This window comes from Siminovitchia acidinfaciens, assembly GCF_003605385.1.
Taxonomy (GTDB): Bacteria; Bacillota; Bacilli; order Bacillales; family Bacillaceae_C; genus Siminovitchia; species Siminovitchia acidinfaciens.
The window spans coordinates 66174-83612 of record NZ_QYTV02000012.1; the positions used below are offsets into that span (position 1 = coordinate 66174).

Below are 17439 nucleotides of genomic sequence, written 5' to 3' on the forward strand. Positions count from 1 at the left end.
ACTAGCAAACTTCGCACTCCTTCACTACGATAAGTCAACATCGGCTCCTTCGTCGCCGTGTTTCCTTTATCTCATTGCGGAGTACTCCAGTTTGTACGTCGCTAAACGGGCACTCTCCGCTTTTCTATATACTAGCTGCCACTTTTTCTATCAGCCTTTCTTTCTCTCGTCTGATTGAAATAGCCTGGTCCACTGTAATTGCCTGAAATCGTACTTTCGACATTGGTCTCATTTGAGACAGTTTGCTTACATCTGACCAAATAATTGTTCCAATCGTTACAAAGCCGCCTCCACCTGTGCCATCATTCAGTAAAACGATCACTTCTTCCTCATTCGGTACGATGACGGCACCGATCGGATAGGGAATATCGACGATATTTCCTGGCGTCCCTCCCGAGCCTAACGGCGGCTCTTTGTCTGAGTAGCTGATATGGCCGCCTTTCATTCTGCAGGCCGTTCGATTTGATTGAGGCTGGATTGTCCAATGGCTGTTCAAAAATGAAACTAGTCCTTCATCACGGATCAGATCACATGTGATTCCAAGTACAACATGCGCTGTCTCCGTTTTACCAAACGTTGGGATGGCCTCGCGAATCAATTCTTTTCCTACGTGCTGAACTGCCCCTGGCAACGGCTCGGAAAGCGGAATCTCATCTCCGGCAAGCAGCAGTCTTCCGGTAATTCCGGGAAAGACACTGGCCAGGCAAGTCGACTTGCTTCCCAGCACGTCCGGAACATCAAACCCTCCTGATACACACAGGTAGCTGAACAGTCCCTTTTTGATATTGCCAACCTTAAGCAAATCGCCTTTTTGGACCTCAAAAACTGTCCACATCGGCTGCTCTATACCGTTTAAAAAGACTTTTGCTTGCGCTCCTGTGACGACAGCAGTCGTTTTTTTCCGGAACTCAACCGTTGCTCCTTTGACCATCATCTCAAGGGCCGCGACATGTCGAGGGTTGCCGAGTAGCATGTTCCCGAACATGAAGGAAAATTTATCTGCCGCCCCTGCCGGTGGAACCCCTTGGTGGTAAAATCCCGTTCTCCCCATGTCCTGTATCGTTGTGCGAATTCCCGGTTGTATAAGCTCTATCATCGGTCAAACTCCTCTTTTAGTTGTTCAATATATTCCGCTCCCAGCTCATCATATTTCGTGGCCGAAAAGGAGACGGGTTTTATTTTATATTCGTATGTCCCATTAAGAACCTCTTCACGAATATTTTGATATTCCGCTTTTGAAACCGGTCTATATTTCCACAAGTCGCCAGGTCTTGCTAGAACAAAGCTTTCTTTGAATGGAGCAAGCCTTTGATAAACGTCATATACAGGAACAGCAGACCTCCCGATCAATTGATAGCTTCCTGGTGATTCGGAAGGATATACAACGGTAAACACACCCCCGAGCCCAACTGCTCTTTCCGGAGTATATTCTCTTGGACTTCTATACTTTGGAACTTCCACCATTTCGCTCTTTGTACCTCTCAGGGGGAAGCACCAAGCTGTTCCCGGTTTGAAGCCGATTGCTGTCACTAAATAAAGTGGGCCAGAGTGGCGCCGGATGACTTCTTCCCTGCTTTTAAAGCCGCGAAGCTTCATGACATAATCAAAATTTGATTCTTCGCTTTCTCCATGATGGCGGGAATATTGAAGAGATATTTTCCTTGTTTCCTCGTCATCATACAAAACAGGAATTTCGATAATTCTAGCATCTACATTCAAGCTTTCTTCTGTATTTTTCATCCTGTCTACATCACGCAAATAATCCAATAAATGATGTGGGGATATAACATTTGGATCATATCTAACAAGATAGGATGCATTATTCGGATAGATCTCAATGATGCCCGGAATGTTGCGCTTGCTTAATTCGTTCGTAATGGACAAGGCTTTTAATGTACTTTCAATCTTCATTTCCCGGGAAATTTCGGCAAAAATATACTCATCTCCACAAAAATCGAACTTAGTCTCAGAGAAGAAGATCATGGCTTGCACCTCCCGGCATCCGTTCATCATTAAATCTTTTCATCCGCCTGCTAACGGTCGAAATGCTTGTTTCTAGTGCTTTGGCAGCATCCGTTGCGGTGCCGTATTTTTCTACCGCAAGCTCGATCAGCTGCTTTTCCGTCTCCTCGACTGCCTTTTTCAAAGGTATAATCCCTTTGATCGTTAAAAAGCCCTGTTCTTTCGAATCTGTTTCCCATAAAACTCGATAAACATCTTTTTCCGAAATTTCATCTTCTCTTGAAATGACTATCAATCTTTCGATTACATTTCTCAGCTCTCTAATATTACCTGGCCACTGATAGCTTTCCAGCAAATTTAACGCATTAGTGGATATCTTCTTTTCATAGCCGTTGCGGTCGTTCAGTTCTTCTAAAAAACTGACGGCAAGGGGTGAAATATCATCTTTTCTATTGCGCAAAGCCGGTATTTGGATTGGGACTACATGTAATCGATAAAACAAATCTTCCCGGAATTGGTTTTTTTGAACCATTTGCCGCAAGTTTTTATTCGTTGCTGCAATGACCCTGACATTGATTTTTATCGGAACGGTAGAGCCGACTCGTATCACTTCTCTTTCCTGTAATACACGGAGCAGCTTCACTTGCATTGCAAAGGGCAGTTCAGAAACTTCATCTAAAAATACGGTTCCTTCATGGCCCTGCTCGAAAAGTCCAACTCTTTTGGAATCTGCCCCGGTGAAAGCCCCCTTTTCATGCCCGAATAATTCGCTTTCAATTAAATGTTCAGGGATAGCTCCGCAATTAATTGCTACAAATGAGCCAGAAGATCGGCTGCTTAATTGATGGATACTCCTGGCAACCACTTCTTTCCCTACTCCGGACTCTCCTGTGACTAGAACAGTAGAATCCAGTGGTGCAACAGACTTCACCTCGTCCATGAGCATGCTCATTTCGGCGGATCGGTAAATTACTGTCTCATTATGGAACTCAGTTGCATCTTCAGCCCTTGCAAATGATTTATCATCAGTAGATACGTCTTTAGAAAGGACGATGATCCTCTTGATTTTCCCATCTTCCATAACAGGAGTTGCAGTTGAAAGAACAGTCCCATTTTTACCCTTTTGGGTCAACATGACCCTGCTGTTCTTTTTCATGCAGGCTGCAATGATGTTTGGCTGGAAAATACCGCTGCTTTCCAAATCTGCTGCATTCATCCCGATTAATTCATCATGTTCGATGTCTCCCCAAAAATTGTTGAAGTATGCTCCTGCGACTCTTGTAATTGTTCCGTTGTGATCGGTAACCAGGATTTGTTCATTAGATAATGAATAAATTGCCTGAAGATCTTCATTCATTTCACGGACGAAATCAATTTCATGCACAGCCTCTTCCAATTGATCTTTCAAATAGAAGTTATGGATAATCCCGGTTATTTTACCGTTTTCATAAATAGGAGAAAATTGCCCGGAAATGACTTTAAAGTTAAAAGTATTTTCAATACCGAACCATTTTTGTCCCCTTAGAACCTCATCGAACGATGTGTCCATTCGAATTAACCGCCGGTAATCACGCCCTTGAATGATTGATTTTTTCATCCCCAGGATCTGTTCCGCTTTTTCATTCATGAAAATAACTTGAAAAGATGGATTCATTGTAACGATGCCCATTTCAGCACTATTCAGTGCATCATTGAAGCTTTTTAATTGAACCTCGCTCAAGTATTGGTCCAGCCTGTCCATGAACACGTAGCCTGTCGGCTGTTGGAATATGTCAGCTCCGATGACCAAGGAACAATTATGAATATGTTTGGCTGCATCCTCTTCCCGAACAAACAAAAAGTCTTTCTCCGGCTGGATACGTCTGTTAGGATCTCCTTCCTCCATCAACTGGTCCAATAAAGATGTAGTCGTCACGTATCCGATTATTTCTTCATCTTCTAATACGAAGCCGACCTCAGACTCGTTTTCTTTCAGAAGTGCAAAAACATTTTTCACCGTCATATCAGAATTAACGAATAGCCCGATAGGCTGCAGTACACCTTTCCAATCCCAGTGCATGTATGTTCCTCCGATTCTTCTCAAAGTGACGGCATGCTTTATATCTTTCATTATTGCAAGATGCATGCCAACATAATTAAACATTCTTTTTTCCACGAATCGACAGCGTTTTCTGCAAACGCAATCATATGATGGGTATCTATTATTTTGCATTATCGAAAACCATTTTGCAATAATGCAAAATGCATTGTAAAAAAATCCCTTGATCCACCCAAATGTGAATCAAGGGATTTTTTACTACAATTACATGGTTACTTGCGTTTTTATATGGCCGCTGTCATCTTTTCGCTGTTTCTGGACAAACCAGATTCCAAGCAAAATGGCCGCTCCTACAAAGTCGCTGATTGTTTCCGGAAAGATCATCATGATTCCGCCAGCAAATAAGGCAATTCTCTCCCACATGTATGAGCTTCTTGCATAGAATCCTACTACTGCGCTGCTGACCCCTGCCATTCCTATTAAAGAAGTAGCAATCGCGGAAATGAGCGCCAAAGGAGTTACATCTACTAAAACTAATATCGGATTGTAAATGAATATATATGGAACAATGAAAGCTGCAATTGCAAGCTTCACCGCAATAACTCCCGTCTTAAACGGATTCGCTCTGGCTATCCCCGCTCCGGCATAAGCCGCCAAACAGACCGGCGGAGTGATGTCCGCTACAATTCCGAAGTAAAACACAAACATATGGACTGCTATCGGTGCCAGACCAAACTCGTTGATAAGAGCCGGTGCAGCAACTGTTGCGGTAACCACGTAGTTTGCAGTAGTCGGCAGCCCCATTCCAAGAATGATACAGGCAACCATTGTGAAGAAAAGTGCCAAAATCAGGTATCCGCTTGATAAAGCGATAATTCCAGATGCAAATTTCGCTCCTAGACCTGTCATGCTGACGACGCCGGCAATAATTCCGGCCGTAGCCACTGCCGCAATGACCGGAAGGGCCACTCTCGCCCCTTGTTCCAGCACTTCGAATATTTTCCGAATAGAAAGTCTCGTATCTTTCCTAATCATACTAACTATGAAAACTGCTATAATTCCCAAGAGTGCCGCGCGCTGCGGAGTGAAACCCGATAGAATCGTACCGATCATTACAACAACCGGCAAAAGCATAAAGCCGTTCCGGAGCATTAATTCTTTAAATACAGGAAGCTGTGACTTTGGCAAGCCAAAAATCTTTAATCTCTTCGCTTCAAAGTGAGTTCCAATGAAAATGCCGGAAAAATATAAGACAGCAGGAATCATGGCTGCTAGCATGATTGTAGAATATGGGACACCAAGATATTCCATCATGATAAAAGCAGCTGCTCCCATGATCGGCGGCATAATCTGGCCACCTGTTGAAGCCGAAGCTTCTGTTGCCCCCGCAAACTCCGGAGTGAAACCTGATTTTTTCATCATTGGAATCGTGAACGATCCGGAAGCAACCGTGTTTCCAACGGAACTGCCGGAAACCATTCCTTGCAAAGCACTGGCAACGACTGCTGTCTTTGCTGTTCCCCCTGTAAACCGGCCAGTCAGGGAAAAAGCCAGATCATTGAAGAACTGTCCGATTTTCGTGTGTACGAGCATAACACCAAAAAATAAAAAGAGAAAAATGAATTTAGCGGAAATTTGAATCGGCGTACCGAAGACACCGCTTTCCTGATACCACAAATTGGGCGCAATCCGATCCACTGTAAAGCCCGGATGCGACAATATTGTTGTCGGGATATGTTTTCCGAATATCGCATATAAAATTGTTACGCTCGCGACGATGACAATCGGAACTCCTACGGTTCTGCGCGTCGCCTCCAATACCAGCAGGATCCCGATGATTGCAATGATGATATCCATCGTACTGTAGCCCGTAATTCTGCTTTTCAAAATCGAATCAAAGAAGAAGATTTTATGGTATGTGACATACATCGCGGTGAATGCCAAAAGCACATCATACCAGGGGATTTTCTTTTGTATCCTATGCGCTCCTTTTTTTGCAGGAAATAGTAAATATATGATTCCAAGGGCTGTTCCCAAATGGATAGCTCCCTGCTTTTGGGAAGGCAATGTTCCAAAATAACCCGTGTACAGGTGAAATATCGTTAAAGAGACCCCTAAAAAAGTTACTACCCACGCCCATCTTCCAATGGAGGTCCTAAACTGATTTTCCCTGTCGTATTTCTCCAATATTTCCTGAGCATCCAAATGTTCTTTCTCTTTCATATAAACACCTCGTTTCGAGTTAAAAAGTGAAAAAGGGATGACAATATTCAATCATCCCTTTCTTCATCATTTTTATTTCAGATCATCCAAACTCTTGATTCCTGCTTTTTCACGTGTGATGATCTGGATGACTTCAGGATAAATATGTCCGATGAAAGCAGCATTTTCCACCTTAGCACCTTCAAAGTCCCCTTTGCCGTCAACGGCAGCCAGCGCCGGCACATGGACGGTCATGCCCAGGTCCATATTACCATCGCGAATGCTTGATAGATTCTCAATGGAGGCGCCTGTTTCAGTATTCGTCACATTGACACCGTCAATGTGCTTGTTCCAAATATTTGCCATTTCTCCACCAAGCGGATAATAAGTTCCTCCCTGGCTTCCTGTACCTAGGATCATCTCGCTCTTTCTGTCTTTCTTGTCTGCTTTCAGCTCAGCCACAGGATTGTCCACAGTCAATCCCTGTTCTTCATAATATTTTTTCGCACCTGGGTGAATTGGAAGCCCTTCAGCTCCATTCAATGCATTTTCAAGCGTCATCTGCTTGGCCTGGTCGTGAGTATTTTCGCTTGCATTTTCAACCATGATCTTGGCAAGCTCATATCCAAGCTCTTCATCAATCGTGTCTGTATTGCCCATTAAAACAGCGTATGCAGTTACAGTTTCAATATCAGAATCAAGGAAATCATACGTATCTTTAGGAATCGTGTAACGTTTATACCCACTGTTTTCCTCAATATATTTGATTGCGTCATCCGAAAGCTCCAGCATTTTTACATCGCCTGCAGAAGCTTGTAAACTTTCAATGCTTCCGGCCGGCAAACCTAGTATTCCGATGGACACTTGAATATTTCCATCCTGAACCCCGTCAGCCGCATCCCCAAAACCTTCCTGATATGCCTCAAAATCTCCATCTTCAACGCCATAGGCTTCCAAAATCAATTTCGAAACGGAGTTGGTTTCACTTGCCGGCGGTCCAATCGCTACCTTCTTCTTGCCGCCGCCACCGCCACCGCCGCACGCAGCAAGTAGGCCAGCTATCATAATTAAAATTGCAAAAAACGAAATTCTTTTTTTAGTAAACATCCATTTTCCCCTTTCTATATTTTTTTATTGTTTCTAGAATTGATACCGCTTTCATAAAGCTTATGTACAAAACCTGAAAAAAATTCTGTAATGAGGCAGGTGCTAGCAACTATCATTATATCAAAATTATATATATTCTTCAATAAAATATTCAGAAAGTTGGAATATACAAAGTTTTTTAGTAGTTTAGTTTTAGATATAATAGCGGAAGTCGCCTGTTTTGAGAATGGCAAGTGCAGGCATCCGTAAATCCACAGCTCCTGTGAGGGCCGGAGTACCAGGACATTCTGCTCATCGGAGGTATTTGACTTGATCAGCCAAAAACCCCCTGCCATTCAAAACTGGAAAATAGGAAACCGCAAGCACTTGTAATTATGAAGGTAAACGATTCATTTTTAATATAAAACAGGCGATCAAAAGATCCACTCTTTCAAATCGCCTGCAGTATAATTCTACGAAGCTAAAGACATAGCGTTCTGTTTTTTAACCCTGATCATTTGAATAGCAAAGACAATGACTACAAGCGCAATCCCGATCACATCCTGCGTCATGTTGGGGGTAATCATCAAGATGGAGCCGGCAAGCGCCATTATTCTTAATAGCCAGTTCATCTTTGTAAATAAATAACCCTCAGCAGCAACTCCCAGCATAATAACACCGGTTATGGATGTGACAGTAACAATCGCACCTTCGATAAATGTTGTATTAATCATTAGCAGTGAATGATTATATACAAATGTAAATGGTACGATAAAACCGGCGATTGCCAGTTTCATTGACACAAACCCGGTCCGCATCGGACTTCCTCCGGATATACCCGCGGCGGCAAAGGCAGCTAGCGCTACCGGGGGTGTAAGGTTTGCGAACAAACCGAAATAGAATACAAACATGTGGGCAACGAATGGCGGTACACCCTGTTGAACAAGTGCAGGTGCAGCCATTGTCGCTGTGATAATATATGTCGGAATACTAGGAAGCCCCATTCCCAAAATGATACAAGCGATCATTGTAAACACTAGAGTCAAGAACAGGCTGTCACCGCCAACGGCAACAATTCCGCTGGCCAGTTTCAAGCCGAAACCTGTCAACGTAGCTACACCAACAATAATTCCAACCGCGGCACACGCAACGGCAACAGATAAAGCAGACCGGGCACCATCTTCCAATGCTCCCATAATATCTTTAAAGGACATTCTAGTCGTTTTTCTAATCTGTGCTGCAAGAACTGTTACAATGATCGTCCAGAATGCAGCAAAGATAATTGTTTTACCGCTGAAGAAAAGCATGTAAATGAGGAAAAGAAGCGGTAAGAATAAATGCCCTCTTTCCTTCATAACCTCTGAAACCTTTGGCAATTCAGACCTTTTGATTCCTTCCAATCCATCTTTTGAAGCTCTAAGATGGATTTGAGTAATGATTCCCAAGTAATATAATCCGGCAGGCAAAATAGCGGCCAATGCCACCTGAGAATACGGAATGCTCAGCATTTCTGCCATGATAAAAGCGGCGGCGCCCATGACAGGCGGAAGGATTTGTCCACCTACCGAAGCAGTCGCTTCAACGGCACCTGCGAAATCTCTTTTATAACCGATTTTTTTCATCAACGGAATTGTAAAAGCACCCGTTGTAACAACGTTCGCAATGGCAGATCCATTGATGCTCCCCAACAATCCGCTGGCCATAACAGCAACTTTTGCAGGTCCGCCTTTTGTATGACCCGCAACCGCAAGGGCAAAGTCATTGAAAAACTGACCCATTCCGGATCTTCCCAATACTGCACCAAAAAGGATGAACAGGAATATATAAGTTGCTGAAACCCCGACAGCAGTTCCAAAAATACCTTCTGTCGTCACATATAACTGGTTGACGACCATATCCCACTCATAGCCCCGGTGCCGGAAGATACCGGAGAAACTGCGGCCATATAGCGCGTATAAGAAAAATAAAATAGCCAATGTCGGCAGCGCCCAGCCGGTAACCCTTCTTGCGGCTTCCAACACAAGAATAACCAGGAGGACCCCAAAGGCAATATCCATGCTGTTCGGAATTCCGCCACGGTTGATAATTCCCAAATAATCTACGAAAATATATACTGCCGTAGCTATGGACAGAACAGCCAGAACCGCATCAAACCAATTCAGCCTGCTTCTGCTCATCTTTTTGCTGGCAGGATACAGTAAGAATATTAAAACAAGTACAAGTGCAACGTGAATAGCCCGGTGCTTGATCGTGGCAGGAGCCCCGAAAACAGACGTATATAAATGATATAAAGAAAACGCTACAGCAATGATGGAAATAAGTAATGTCATGTATTTGTTCTTAAAAATCCGGAACCGTGACTCTGCATCATACTTTTCCAAAATCTCCACATGACCTTGCTCCAACTCGGCTGTTTCCTGTGCAACTGTTTCTTTTTTCATTTTTTGTCACCCCTTCTCTATAATCATCTCCACTTTATGATGATGAGGAATGTCATCAGGCAGCAGAAGTTCTTTTCCATTTTTATAAACCGTCAATTCAGCCAGCTGGGAATGAAACCAATAGTAAGCCGGCTTTGTTTCATTCAAATTATCCATGACTACATATCCATCTTTAATTGAAACGTTCCCTTCCTTCTCATTCGGAACCCCTGCCCCAAATGATTGAAAGCGGGTTTCGGTCAAAGTGAAGGTTTGGTCTTTTTCAACCTTCAGCTTTTCTTCCCATATCGTTCTTTCAACTGAATGTCTCCAGTGCACGATGATTTCATCACCCGGATCAACTTTTTCTCTTATATACTCAGTTCCATCCTCTTGATCCCGCAAGACCAATTCGAGTGATTGCTGTTTATAATAAGCAAAAGCGGCTATTAGTATTAAGCATGTAATTACGAAGATCCATAAACTTTTTTTAAGTAGAAGGAGCTGGAGCCAACTCCTTCTTTGCTGTGCTAGGTCGTTTATTTTAATACGCCTTCTTCTTTAAAATACTTTTCAGCTCCCGGGTGCAGCGGAATGCCAAGCCCATCAGGAGCATGGTTCACATCAATATCTTCAGCGGCGCTGTGAGCATTTTTCAAAGTATCGAGATTTTCAAAAATCGCTTTAGTGATTGCGTAAACTTCATCATCTGACAAATCTTTGCTTACTATCAATGCGTTAGTAATGGAGATTGCAGCGACATCCTCTTTGTTGCTGTATGAACCTGCAGGAATTGTTGCTTCTTTAAGATAAGAATATTTCTCTGTCAAATATTTCATAGCATCATCCTCGATTGGAAGGAAGTTGACACCATGTGTTGTCTCCAAGTCCATAATTGCTGAGTTCGGAATACCACTGCTTAAAATAGCCGCATCAATGATGCCGTTTTTCATTTGCTCTGCCGCCTCTGCAAAGGATAGGTAGTCAGGTGTGATATCTTTATAACTCATGCCATGTCCTTCCAAAAGAACTTGTGCAGCCAGCTCTGTTCCTGAATTCGGAGCACCAACGGCCACTTTTTTCCCTTTCAGATCTGCAAACGATTTGATGCCGGACTCTTTTGTTGCGATGATTTGCAAGTAGTTAGGGTAGAATGAAGCAAGTGCTCTTAAATCTTCTTTCGCTCCTTCTTTTTCAAAGGGACCGGAGCCTTCGTACGCCTGGAATCCCGTATCTCCAGTGATCAAAGCCAATTCAGCACGGTCACTTAAAATAAGATTCACGTTTTCTACAGATGCCTGTGTTGCTTGAACAGAAGCATCGATTCCCAATTTATCTTCCAAAATCGTCGCAAGCGCTCCTCCTAATGGATAATAAACTCCTGAAGTTCCACCTGTGGCGATAGTCACGAACAGATCATCAAATGACACTTCCCCGTCGCTCTTGCTGTCTGAGGCTTTTTCTCCGCCTCCACATGCTGCTAATAAAAGTATTAGTGCAAAAAATAATATCGATAATTTTTTCATCTTTTTTGACCCTCCAATTGTAATTTCGCTCCTGATAACACTTATTGCAATATCCGTGCCAACTGTAAAACCCTGTCGTTTCAAGCGCTTCCAATGTCGTACAAATGTAAAAGCGGCAAACTTTTCCGCTTACAGGAAGGTTTTGCCGCTTTCTTTATAATTTTTTAGTTTTTCCCGTAATCCACGCTCGCTAATACCAAGCATTTCCGCTGTTTTTTTCCGATGGTTTCCATTTTTTTTCAGTGTGGCCAAAATCACCTTTTCCTCAATTTCCTTTAAGGGAACACCTGCCAGTACTTCTGCAGCCGCTTCAATCGTATCAACGGATGCACCTTGCTGTGCTGGCTTTTCTGTGTACCTTCTTGGCAGGTCCATCAAACCGTGCTGGTCTACTCTTTCCACAATCATCGCAGACTCTACGATATTGGCCAATTCGCGGATATTTCCGGGGTAATCATAGTTTAACAGCCACTTTAACGCTTCTTCAGAAAAGCCTATGATCCTTTTATTGAGCTCTTTATTGAATTCGTCGATAAAGTGATTGATTAATAGCGGCAAATCTTGCCGCCTTTCCCTTAGCGGGGGTAATGTAATTTCTAATACATTCAGACGATAGTATAAATCTTCTCTGAAAATCCCTTCCTCCACCGCTTTTTTCAGATCCCTGTTCGTCGCCGCGATAATTCGCACGTCAAGCTTGACAGGCTTTTGTGCCCCGAGCGGTGTCACTTCCCGCTGCTGGATGACACGAAGAAGTTTGGCTTGGAGGGATAAAGGCATTTCACCTATTTCATCAAGAAATATCGTTCCATTTTGGGCCAACTGGAACTTCCCCTCTCTTTTAAACATGGCCCCTGTAAAAGCTCCCTTCTCATGGCCGAACAGTTCACTTTCAAGGAGGTTTTCAGGAATGGCGGAGCAATTGACCACTTCAATATGCTCTCTCCTCCTTTTTCCAGAGTAATGGATTGCCCTAACGACAAGTTCCTTGCCTGTCCCGCTTTCACCGGTGACAAGTATGTTCGAATCAATATCTTTTACTTTATCTATCAACTCGAATACATGTTTCATAGCAGGGCTGTTTCCAATGATTCCTTCGTAGGCATAACGCTTTTCCAGTTCCTGGCTTAAATACTCCACCTTTTTATTTAATTGCTGAAATTTCAAAGCCTGCCGCATCGTCGAAAACAATTCCTCCATATGGAGGGGCTTTGTCAGATAGGAATACGCACCCTTCTTGATCGCTTCTACCGATGATGAAATGGAACCATATGCTGTCATCATCACTACAATGGTTGACGGCTGGATGACTTTGATTTCTTCCAATATATCAAGGCCATTGACTGCTCCAATTTTTAAATCAAGCAGGCAGAGATCAAATTCCTGTTCCTTCAAACATGCCAGTCCCTTGTAGGGATCTGTTGTTGTTTGTACATCAAATTCATCTTCAAGGGCAAATTTCAAGGAAGAACAAATAGCTTGTTCATCATCAATGATCAAAACCTTCATGTTAATTCTCCTTTTTGGGAAACCTCAGCTCAAATACACTTCCGGAACCCGGCTTACTTTCTACCATCAAGGATCCTTTATTCTCCATTATATACTGTTTGGAAAGGGAGAGCCCAAGTCCGGTGCCTGACGTTTTCGATGTATAGAAAGGCTCAAAAATTTTCCTCGTCTCTTCCTCCGTCATCCCTTCCCCTTCATCTGAAAGGGCTACAACCACTTCATTCCCGGCCTGGTACGCCCGTATGGAAAAAGTCAAAGCAGTCTGCTCATTCATATTTTTTCTTTTGTTATCCATTGACTCAATAGCGTTAAGAAAAATATTGATCAAGACTTGGCTTATTTGACTTTCATCCGCTTCAATCCATAATTCCGATTCCAATTCCCAATCGATATTGATATTTTTATTTTCGGCTTCCTGTTTGAATAAAATGATTGTCGATTGAATGAGCTTTTCCAGGTTGATCGGCTTTGCCTCTTTGCTGCCGGGCTTTGCATAGTTGATCAGACCTTCCACAAGTTGGTTTAATCTTTCAATCTCTTTTGGAACGAGCGTGGAGATCTCAGATCGAAACCTCTCGTTATCCATTTTGATGGGAATCAGCTGGACAAACGTCTTGATGGATGTGAGCGGATTTCTGATTTCATGAGCCAGTCCTGCAACAAGCTGGATCAAGGCCTGACTTTTTTCCTGCTCCTGCAATTGGTCTTTAATTGTTTTTTCCGTCGTTATATCTTCAAACATTAGCAAAGCGCCTGTTGTTTTTTTCTCAAAGTTATATAACGGCTGGATATCATAGCGGATAAAGCAGGTTCCTCTCTGCGGAAGGGTCAATTCCTGCTCCTTTCCGATAATCTTCTTCCCCGATTTAATTGTCTCATCAATATTTCCTTCTAGCATGTTCCATAAGAAAGGAAAATTACTTGCTTTTATCCCTTCAGGCTTCCGCTTTTCACCCATCATATCCAAGGCTACACGATTGATTGTTGTAATTATGCCGTTATGATCGCAAGTAACAACCCCTCTTGCACTGGACTCTAAAATCTGTTCTTTAAACTGGTCGCTGTTTTTTGTTTTTTGAACCTGCTCCTTCAACGATAGATTCATTGTCTGCAAGTCTTTCGTTTTGCGGTTGACTTCCCTCTGGAGAGTACGGTTCCAGCGAAAGCCAAGAAGGAAAATGATAAGCGCTAGGATGACAATAAATATGAGGGCTTCCCGGATCTTTTTCAATTTCTCGCTTAGAGGGGATTCAAAATTCTCGAACCACTTGTTGTATATTCCGGAATAGCTGTCCGTCAGCTTCAAATGGCGGATTCCGACATTCAAATGATGCATCAATAGATAATTTCCTTTTTGGACCGCAAAAGAATATTCAAGCGGCAATAAATGGCTGTCTAAAAAACGATACTCTGAATCAAGGCCCTTTTCATTCAATAAATATTTTGCTGTAATCTGGTTCCCGACATAAGCATCTGCACGGCCTTTATACACTACCTCAAGACCTGTTTTGGCATTATGAGCTGAATGGTAATGAATATTTCGGATATTTTTCAAAAACTCGTATTCCATCGTGTCATATTGAATGGCAACTCTCTTTCCCTGAAGGTCTGTCAACTCCTTGATAGGACTGTCCGCAGGGACCAGAACCCCCACTGAAGAAGTCAAATACCGATCAGTAAAGTCCACTACCTCACTGTATTCAGCTCTGAACGGGACTCCAAGGATGATATCGATTTCCCCTTCCCTAAGGGCTTCAATGCTTTGATTGATGGAAAGCGGAACATATTTCACATAAAAATTCTGATCTTCCGCAACTTTTTCTATTAAATCGATATTAAACCCGACATAGCGGTCATCGCGTATAAATTGATAAGGCGGCGATTGGGGATCAAAACCGACTTTTAACACTCGATTATCCGGCAAATAAGACCCTGAACCTTCTGATGGATTATCGTCAGGTTCACCATGGGCCGTCCTCGGGACGCTTGAAAATAAAAGCAATAGGCAGATAATGACTATCTTTTTAAACAAAAAAATACACCTCCAGCGAAAGCAATCCAGGCTGTGTTTCTAGATTAGCTCACTAATAAGGAAGGTGCAATACAGAATCTGTCAATATAAGACAATCCCTAACACGCCGGCAATCAGAATGATTAAGGCCGGGTGCCATTTGAATTTCATTAAGGAAAATAAACAGAACAAAAACAAAAGTCCTCCAATGAGAGCTTCTTTAGAAAAGGAAAAAAGACCGTTTGAGAGTGCAAATGAATAGGCAGCAAAAATGATCAAGGCGGTAACGATGGGGCGAAGCCCGTAAAAGGCCGAGTGGATCGCGGGAACTTCATTCATTTTATAGAAAAAAGCAGCGATGACAAATACGATTAAAACGGACGGTAAAGTAATTGCCACAGCAGCTATAACGGCACCTGGCAATCCTGCCGTATGGAAGCCTATGAACACGGCCGTATTCGTAGCAATCGGGCCCGGCGACATCCCGGCCACCGCAATGACATCGATTAACTCCTGCGACGTCATCCATCCATGACGAGTGACCTCCAATTGAATCATAGGGATGATGGCATAGCCCCCACCAAAAGAAACAAAACCAATCAGCATAAACGTAAGAAATATATCAAGAAGCATTGTTTTACCTTCCTTCTTCGGCCTGTGTTCTCGCCAATCTTGAATCCGCTTTTGATGCCTTTATTTTTGTAATAGCGATTCCGCTCAATATCCCTGCAGCAATCAAAAGGATGGGATGCATATGAAAGAAAATCAGCAGTATCACTGCCGATATCATTACCGTTAAAGTGGATTTGTCAGTTATGGAGGAACGGACGGTGGTCAATGCAGCATAAACAATGAGAGCGACCACCGCCGGCCTGATCCCTTTAAAGGCGGCTTCGACAAAGTGATTATTTCTCACAGTAAGAAATAAAAGACTTAAAATGATAACAATAAAAAAAGTAGGAATCATCATGCCGACTGTCGCCGCAAGCGCACCCTTCACTCCCGCAATCCGGTACCCGACAAAAGCTGCCGAATTGACAGCCACCGAACCAGGAGCCGATTGTGCGAGCGCAAAAGAATCAACGATTTCCTCATCTTTGATCCACTTTTTCTTTTCAACTACTTCTTTTTTCATTAATGGCATCATGACAAAACCGCCACCGAACGTGACCGGACTGATTTTCATGAAGGTCCAAAAAAGCTGCAGGAGCAGATAAGCATTTTTATCTTTCATTTTTTTGGTGCTCCTTTCTGCTTATTGCCTATTACGAGTCGGCTAAATATATAGGTTGAATTAATAATTTACATTGACGCAGTCCGGCCAAGATCATGCCCCCTTCATGTTACCCGCTTTTGCCGTTTGTCCGCCGACACGGGCATGATGAGACCTCGATGTTGCCCGTGTTTGCTGTTTGTCCGCCTGGAACGGAAATCAACGGTGCCCTCCCAAGTGTGTATAATATTTAGTTCAATTTATAAAGTTTCCGTTAAAATACGACTGGTATACTTGCATGGCTGCGCCTAGGGCAATCGCTTCTTCTTTTAAAGATCCCATTTTAAATTCAGGGGAATATGCATCCGGCATATACATATGCGCTTTAGCGCTGTATACGGCTTTTTCAAAAAAGAATGAGGTTTCATAGACGAGGCTGCCATGAACCACAACGAGCTCCGGACGAAGTGAATTGATCATGTTTGCCAATCCTACTCCGAAATAAAAGGCGCCTTTTTCCGCAACTCGGACAGCCTGCGGATCATCCTCTATCAGCAATTGCAAAAAATGCTCAAATGAGGCGTCTTTTTTCCCGCTAACCCTCTTGTATTCTTCCAACATTGCAGGGAAAGAAGCATAGGCGGTCAAACATCCTTCCCTCCCGCAGATGCAGACCTTTCCGTTTGCCTGGACAATGACATGCCCCAATGCACTTGTATCCCCTTGTCCTGAATAAAACACATTTCCACCATTCATGACTCCGCCCCGTATTCCGTGCCCATGTACGCAATACAGAATATTGCGGTATGCTTCATCATGTTGGACAAACTCCGCTACCGTCGCGCTGTTTGCTCCATTATCGACTAAAATCTGAACAGGGAATCGGGCAAGCCTTTCCCGGATATTGATATTTTCCCATCCGGGAGAAAGAAATGATTCCGGATTAATCAGTTTTCCTTCTTCCCTTTGGATTGGCCCAACTGCCCCGACGCCGATGCCGAGCAGACGCTCAAAGGGAATATCATACTTCGAAAGCCAAGCATCAATCACAGCACTGATATCGTTAAAAACAACGTCAGGCGTCTGTTTGTCTGTCATCTGAATGAAATAAAGGTCCTGAATGGAAAAGTCTACTGTTGTCAATACTGCTCTAACGGCAGTCCGAGATATATCAATACCGACGATCCACGCAGACTCTTTGACTGTCTCATATAATATGGGCGGGCGTCCGCCGCTTGAAGGGCCGATTCCTCCTTCTTTTATCCATCCGTTTTCCAAAAGTTCATCGATCGTCCTCGTCATGGTTGTCGGTTTGGCCTGCAATAGCTCGATCAATTCCGCTTTAGATATGGAACTGCGCTTATGGATCTGTCTGTATGTCTCTTTTAAAAGTGAATTTTTCCTTGAATCGTCGGTCAGGAATTCTTTTAGCAATATGTCTCCTCCTGAATACCTTTATTCCTTTTTGGAAT

The 17439-nt window shown here is 43.2% G+C and carries 13 protein-coding genes; all 13 read right to left on the bottom strand.

Annotation, left to right across the window (positions count from 1 at the left end):
* Positions 1 to 124: 124 nt before the first annotated feature.
* The 13 genes from D4T97_RS18655 to D4T97_RS18715 all read right to left on the bottom strand — a co-directional run bounded on the left by D4T97_RS18655 (position 125) and on the right by D4T97_RS18715 (position 17401).
* Entirely contained in the window at positions 125 to 1096 is a 972-nt protein-coding gene (locus D4T97_RS18655) for a 5-oxoprolinase subunit C family protein (protein WP_126052281.1), read from the bottom strand.
* The gene (locus D4T97_RS18660; RefSeq protein WP_126052282.1) at positions 1093 to 1983 is read right to left on the bottom strand and encodes a 5-oxoprolinase subunit B family protein; all 891 of its coding nucleotides are present in this window, start codon (positions 1981 to 1983) and stop codon (positions 1093 to 1095) included. Before D4T97_RS18660 ends, D4T97_RS18655 begins: the two co-directional genes overlap by 4 nt.
* A complete protein-coding gene (locus D4T97_RS18665; protein WP_164525639.1) occupies positions 1967 to 4021 on the bottom strand; it encodes a sigma 54-interacting transcriptional regulator in 2055 nt (684 codons plus the stop codon). The genes D4T97_RS18660 and D4T97_RS18665 overlap by 17 nt, the downstream gene beginning before the upstream one ends.
* Before the next feature lie 243 nt (positions 4022 to 4264).
* Positions 4265 to 6223 (bottom strand): TRAP transporter permease, encoded by a 1959-nt coding sequence (locus D4T97_RS18670; RefSeq protein ID WP_126052284.1) that lies wholly within the window; start codon positions 6221 to 6223, stop codon positions 4265 to 4267.
* 72 nt (positions 6224 to 6295) lie between these two features.
* Complete coding sequence (locus tag D4T97_RS18675) at positions 6296 to 7309, bottom strand: TAXI family TRAP transporter solute-binding subunit (RefSeq protein WP_126052285.1); 1014 nt, start codon at positions 7307 to 7309, stop codon at positions 6296 to 6298.
* Between the two features lie 452 nt (positions 7310 to 7761).
* Positions 7762 to 9729: a TRAP transporter permease gene (locus D4T97_RS18680; RefSeq protein WP_126052286.1), complete on the bottom strand. Its 1968-nt coding sequence runs from the start codon at positions 9727 to 9729 to the stop codon at positions 7762 to 7764.
* Positions 9730 to 9735: 6 nt separating this feature from the next.
* Positions 9736 to 10119, bottom strand: coding sequence for a DUF1850 domain-containing protein (locus D4T97_RS18685; RefSeq protein ID WP_164525640.1), 384 nt, complete (start codon positions 10117 to 10119; stop codon positions 9736 to 9738).
* Between the two features lie 128 nt (positions 10120 to 10247).
* Entirely contained in the window at positions 10248 to 11234 is a 987-nt protein-coding gene (locus D4T97_RS18690; protein WP_126052288.1) for a TAXI family TRAP transporter solute-binding subunit, read from the bottom strand.
* Between the two features lie 129 nt (positions 11235 to 11363).
* Positions 11364 to 12743, bottom strand: a complete 1380-nt coding sequence (locus D4T97_RS18695; RefSeq protein WP_126052289.1) for a sigma-54-dependent transcriptional regulator — start codon at positions 12741 to 12743, stop codon at positions 11364 to 11366.
* A gap of 1 nt (position 12744) precedes the next feature.
* Positions 12745 to 14775, bottom strand: a complete 2031-nt coding sequence (locus D4T97_RS18700) for a transporter substrate-binding domain-containing protein (protein ID WP_126052290.1) — start codon at positions 14773 to 14775, stop codon at positions 12745 to 12747.
* Positions 14776 to 14856: 81 nt separating this feature from the next.
* Entirely contained in the window at positions 14857 to 15387 is a 531-nt protein-coding gene (locus D4T97_RS18705) for a chromate transporter (RefSeq protein ID WP_126052291.1), read from the bottom strand.
* Between the two features lie 4 nt (positions 15388 to 15391).
* The gene (locus D4T97_RS18710) at positions 15392 to 15988 is read right to left on the bottom strand and encodes a chromate transporter (protein ID WP_126052292.1); all 597 of its coding nucleotides are present in this window, start codon (positions 15986 to 15988) and stop codon (positions 15392 to 15394) included.
* 234 nt (positions 15989 to 16222) lie between these two features.
* The gene (locus D4T97_RS18715; RefSeq protein ID WP_126052293.1) at positions 16223 to 17401 is read right to left on the bottom strand and encodes an ROK family transcriptional regulator; all 1179 of its coding nucleotides are present in this window, start codon (positions 17399 to 17401) and stop codon (positions 16223 to 16225) included.
* Positions 17402 to 17439: the final 38 nt, after the last annotated feature.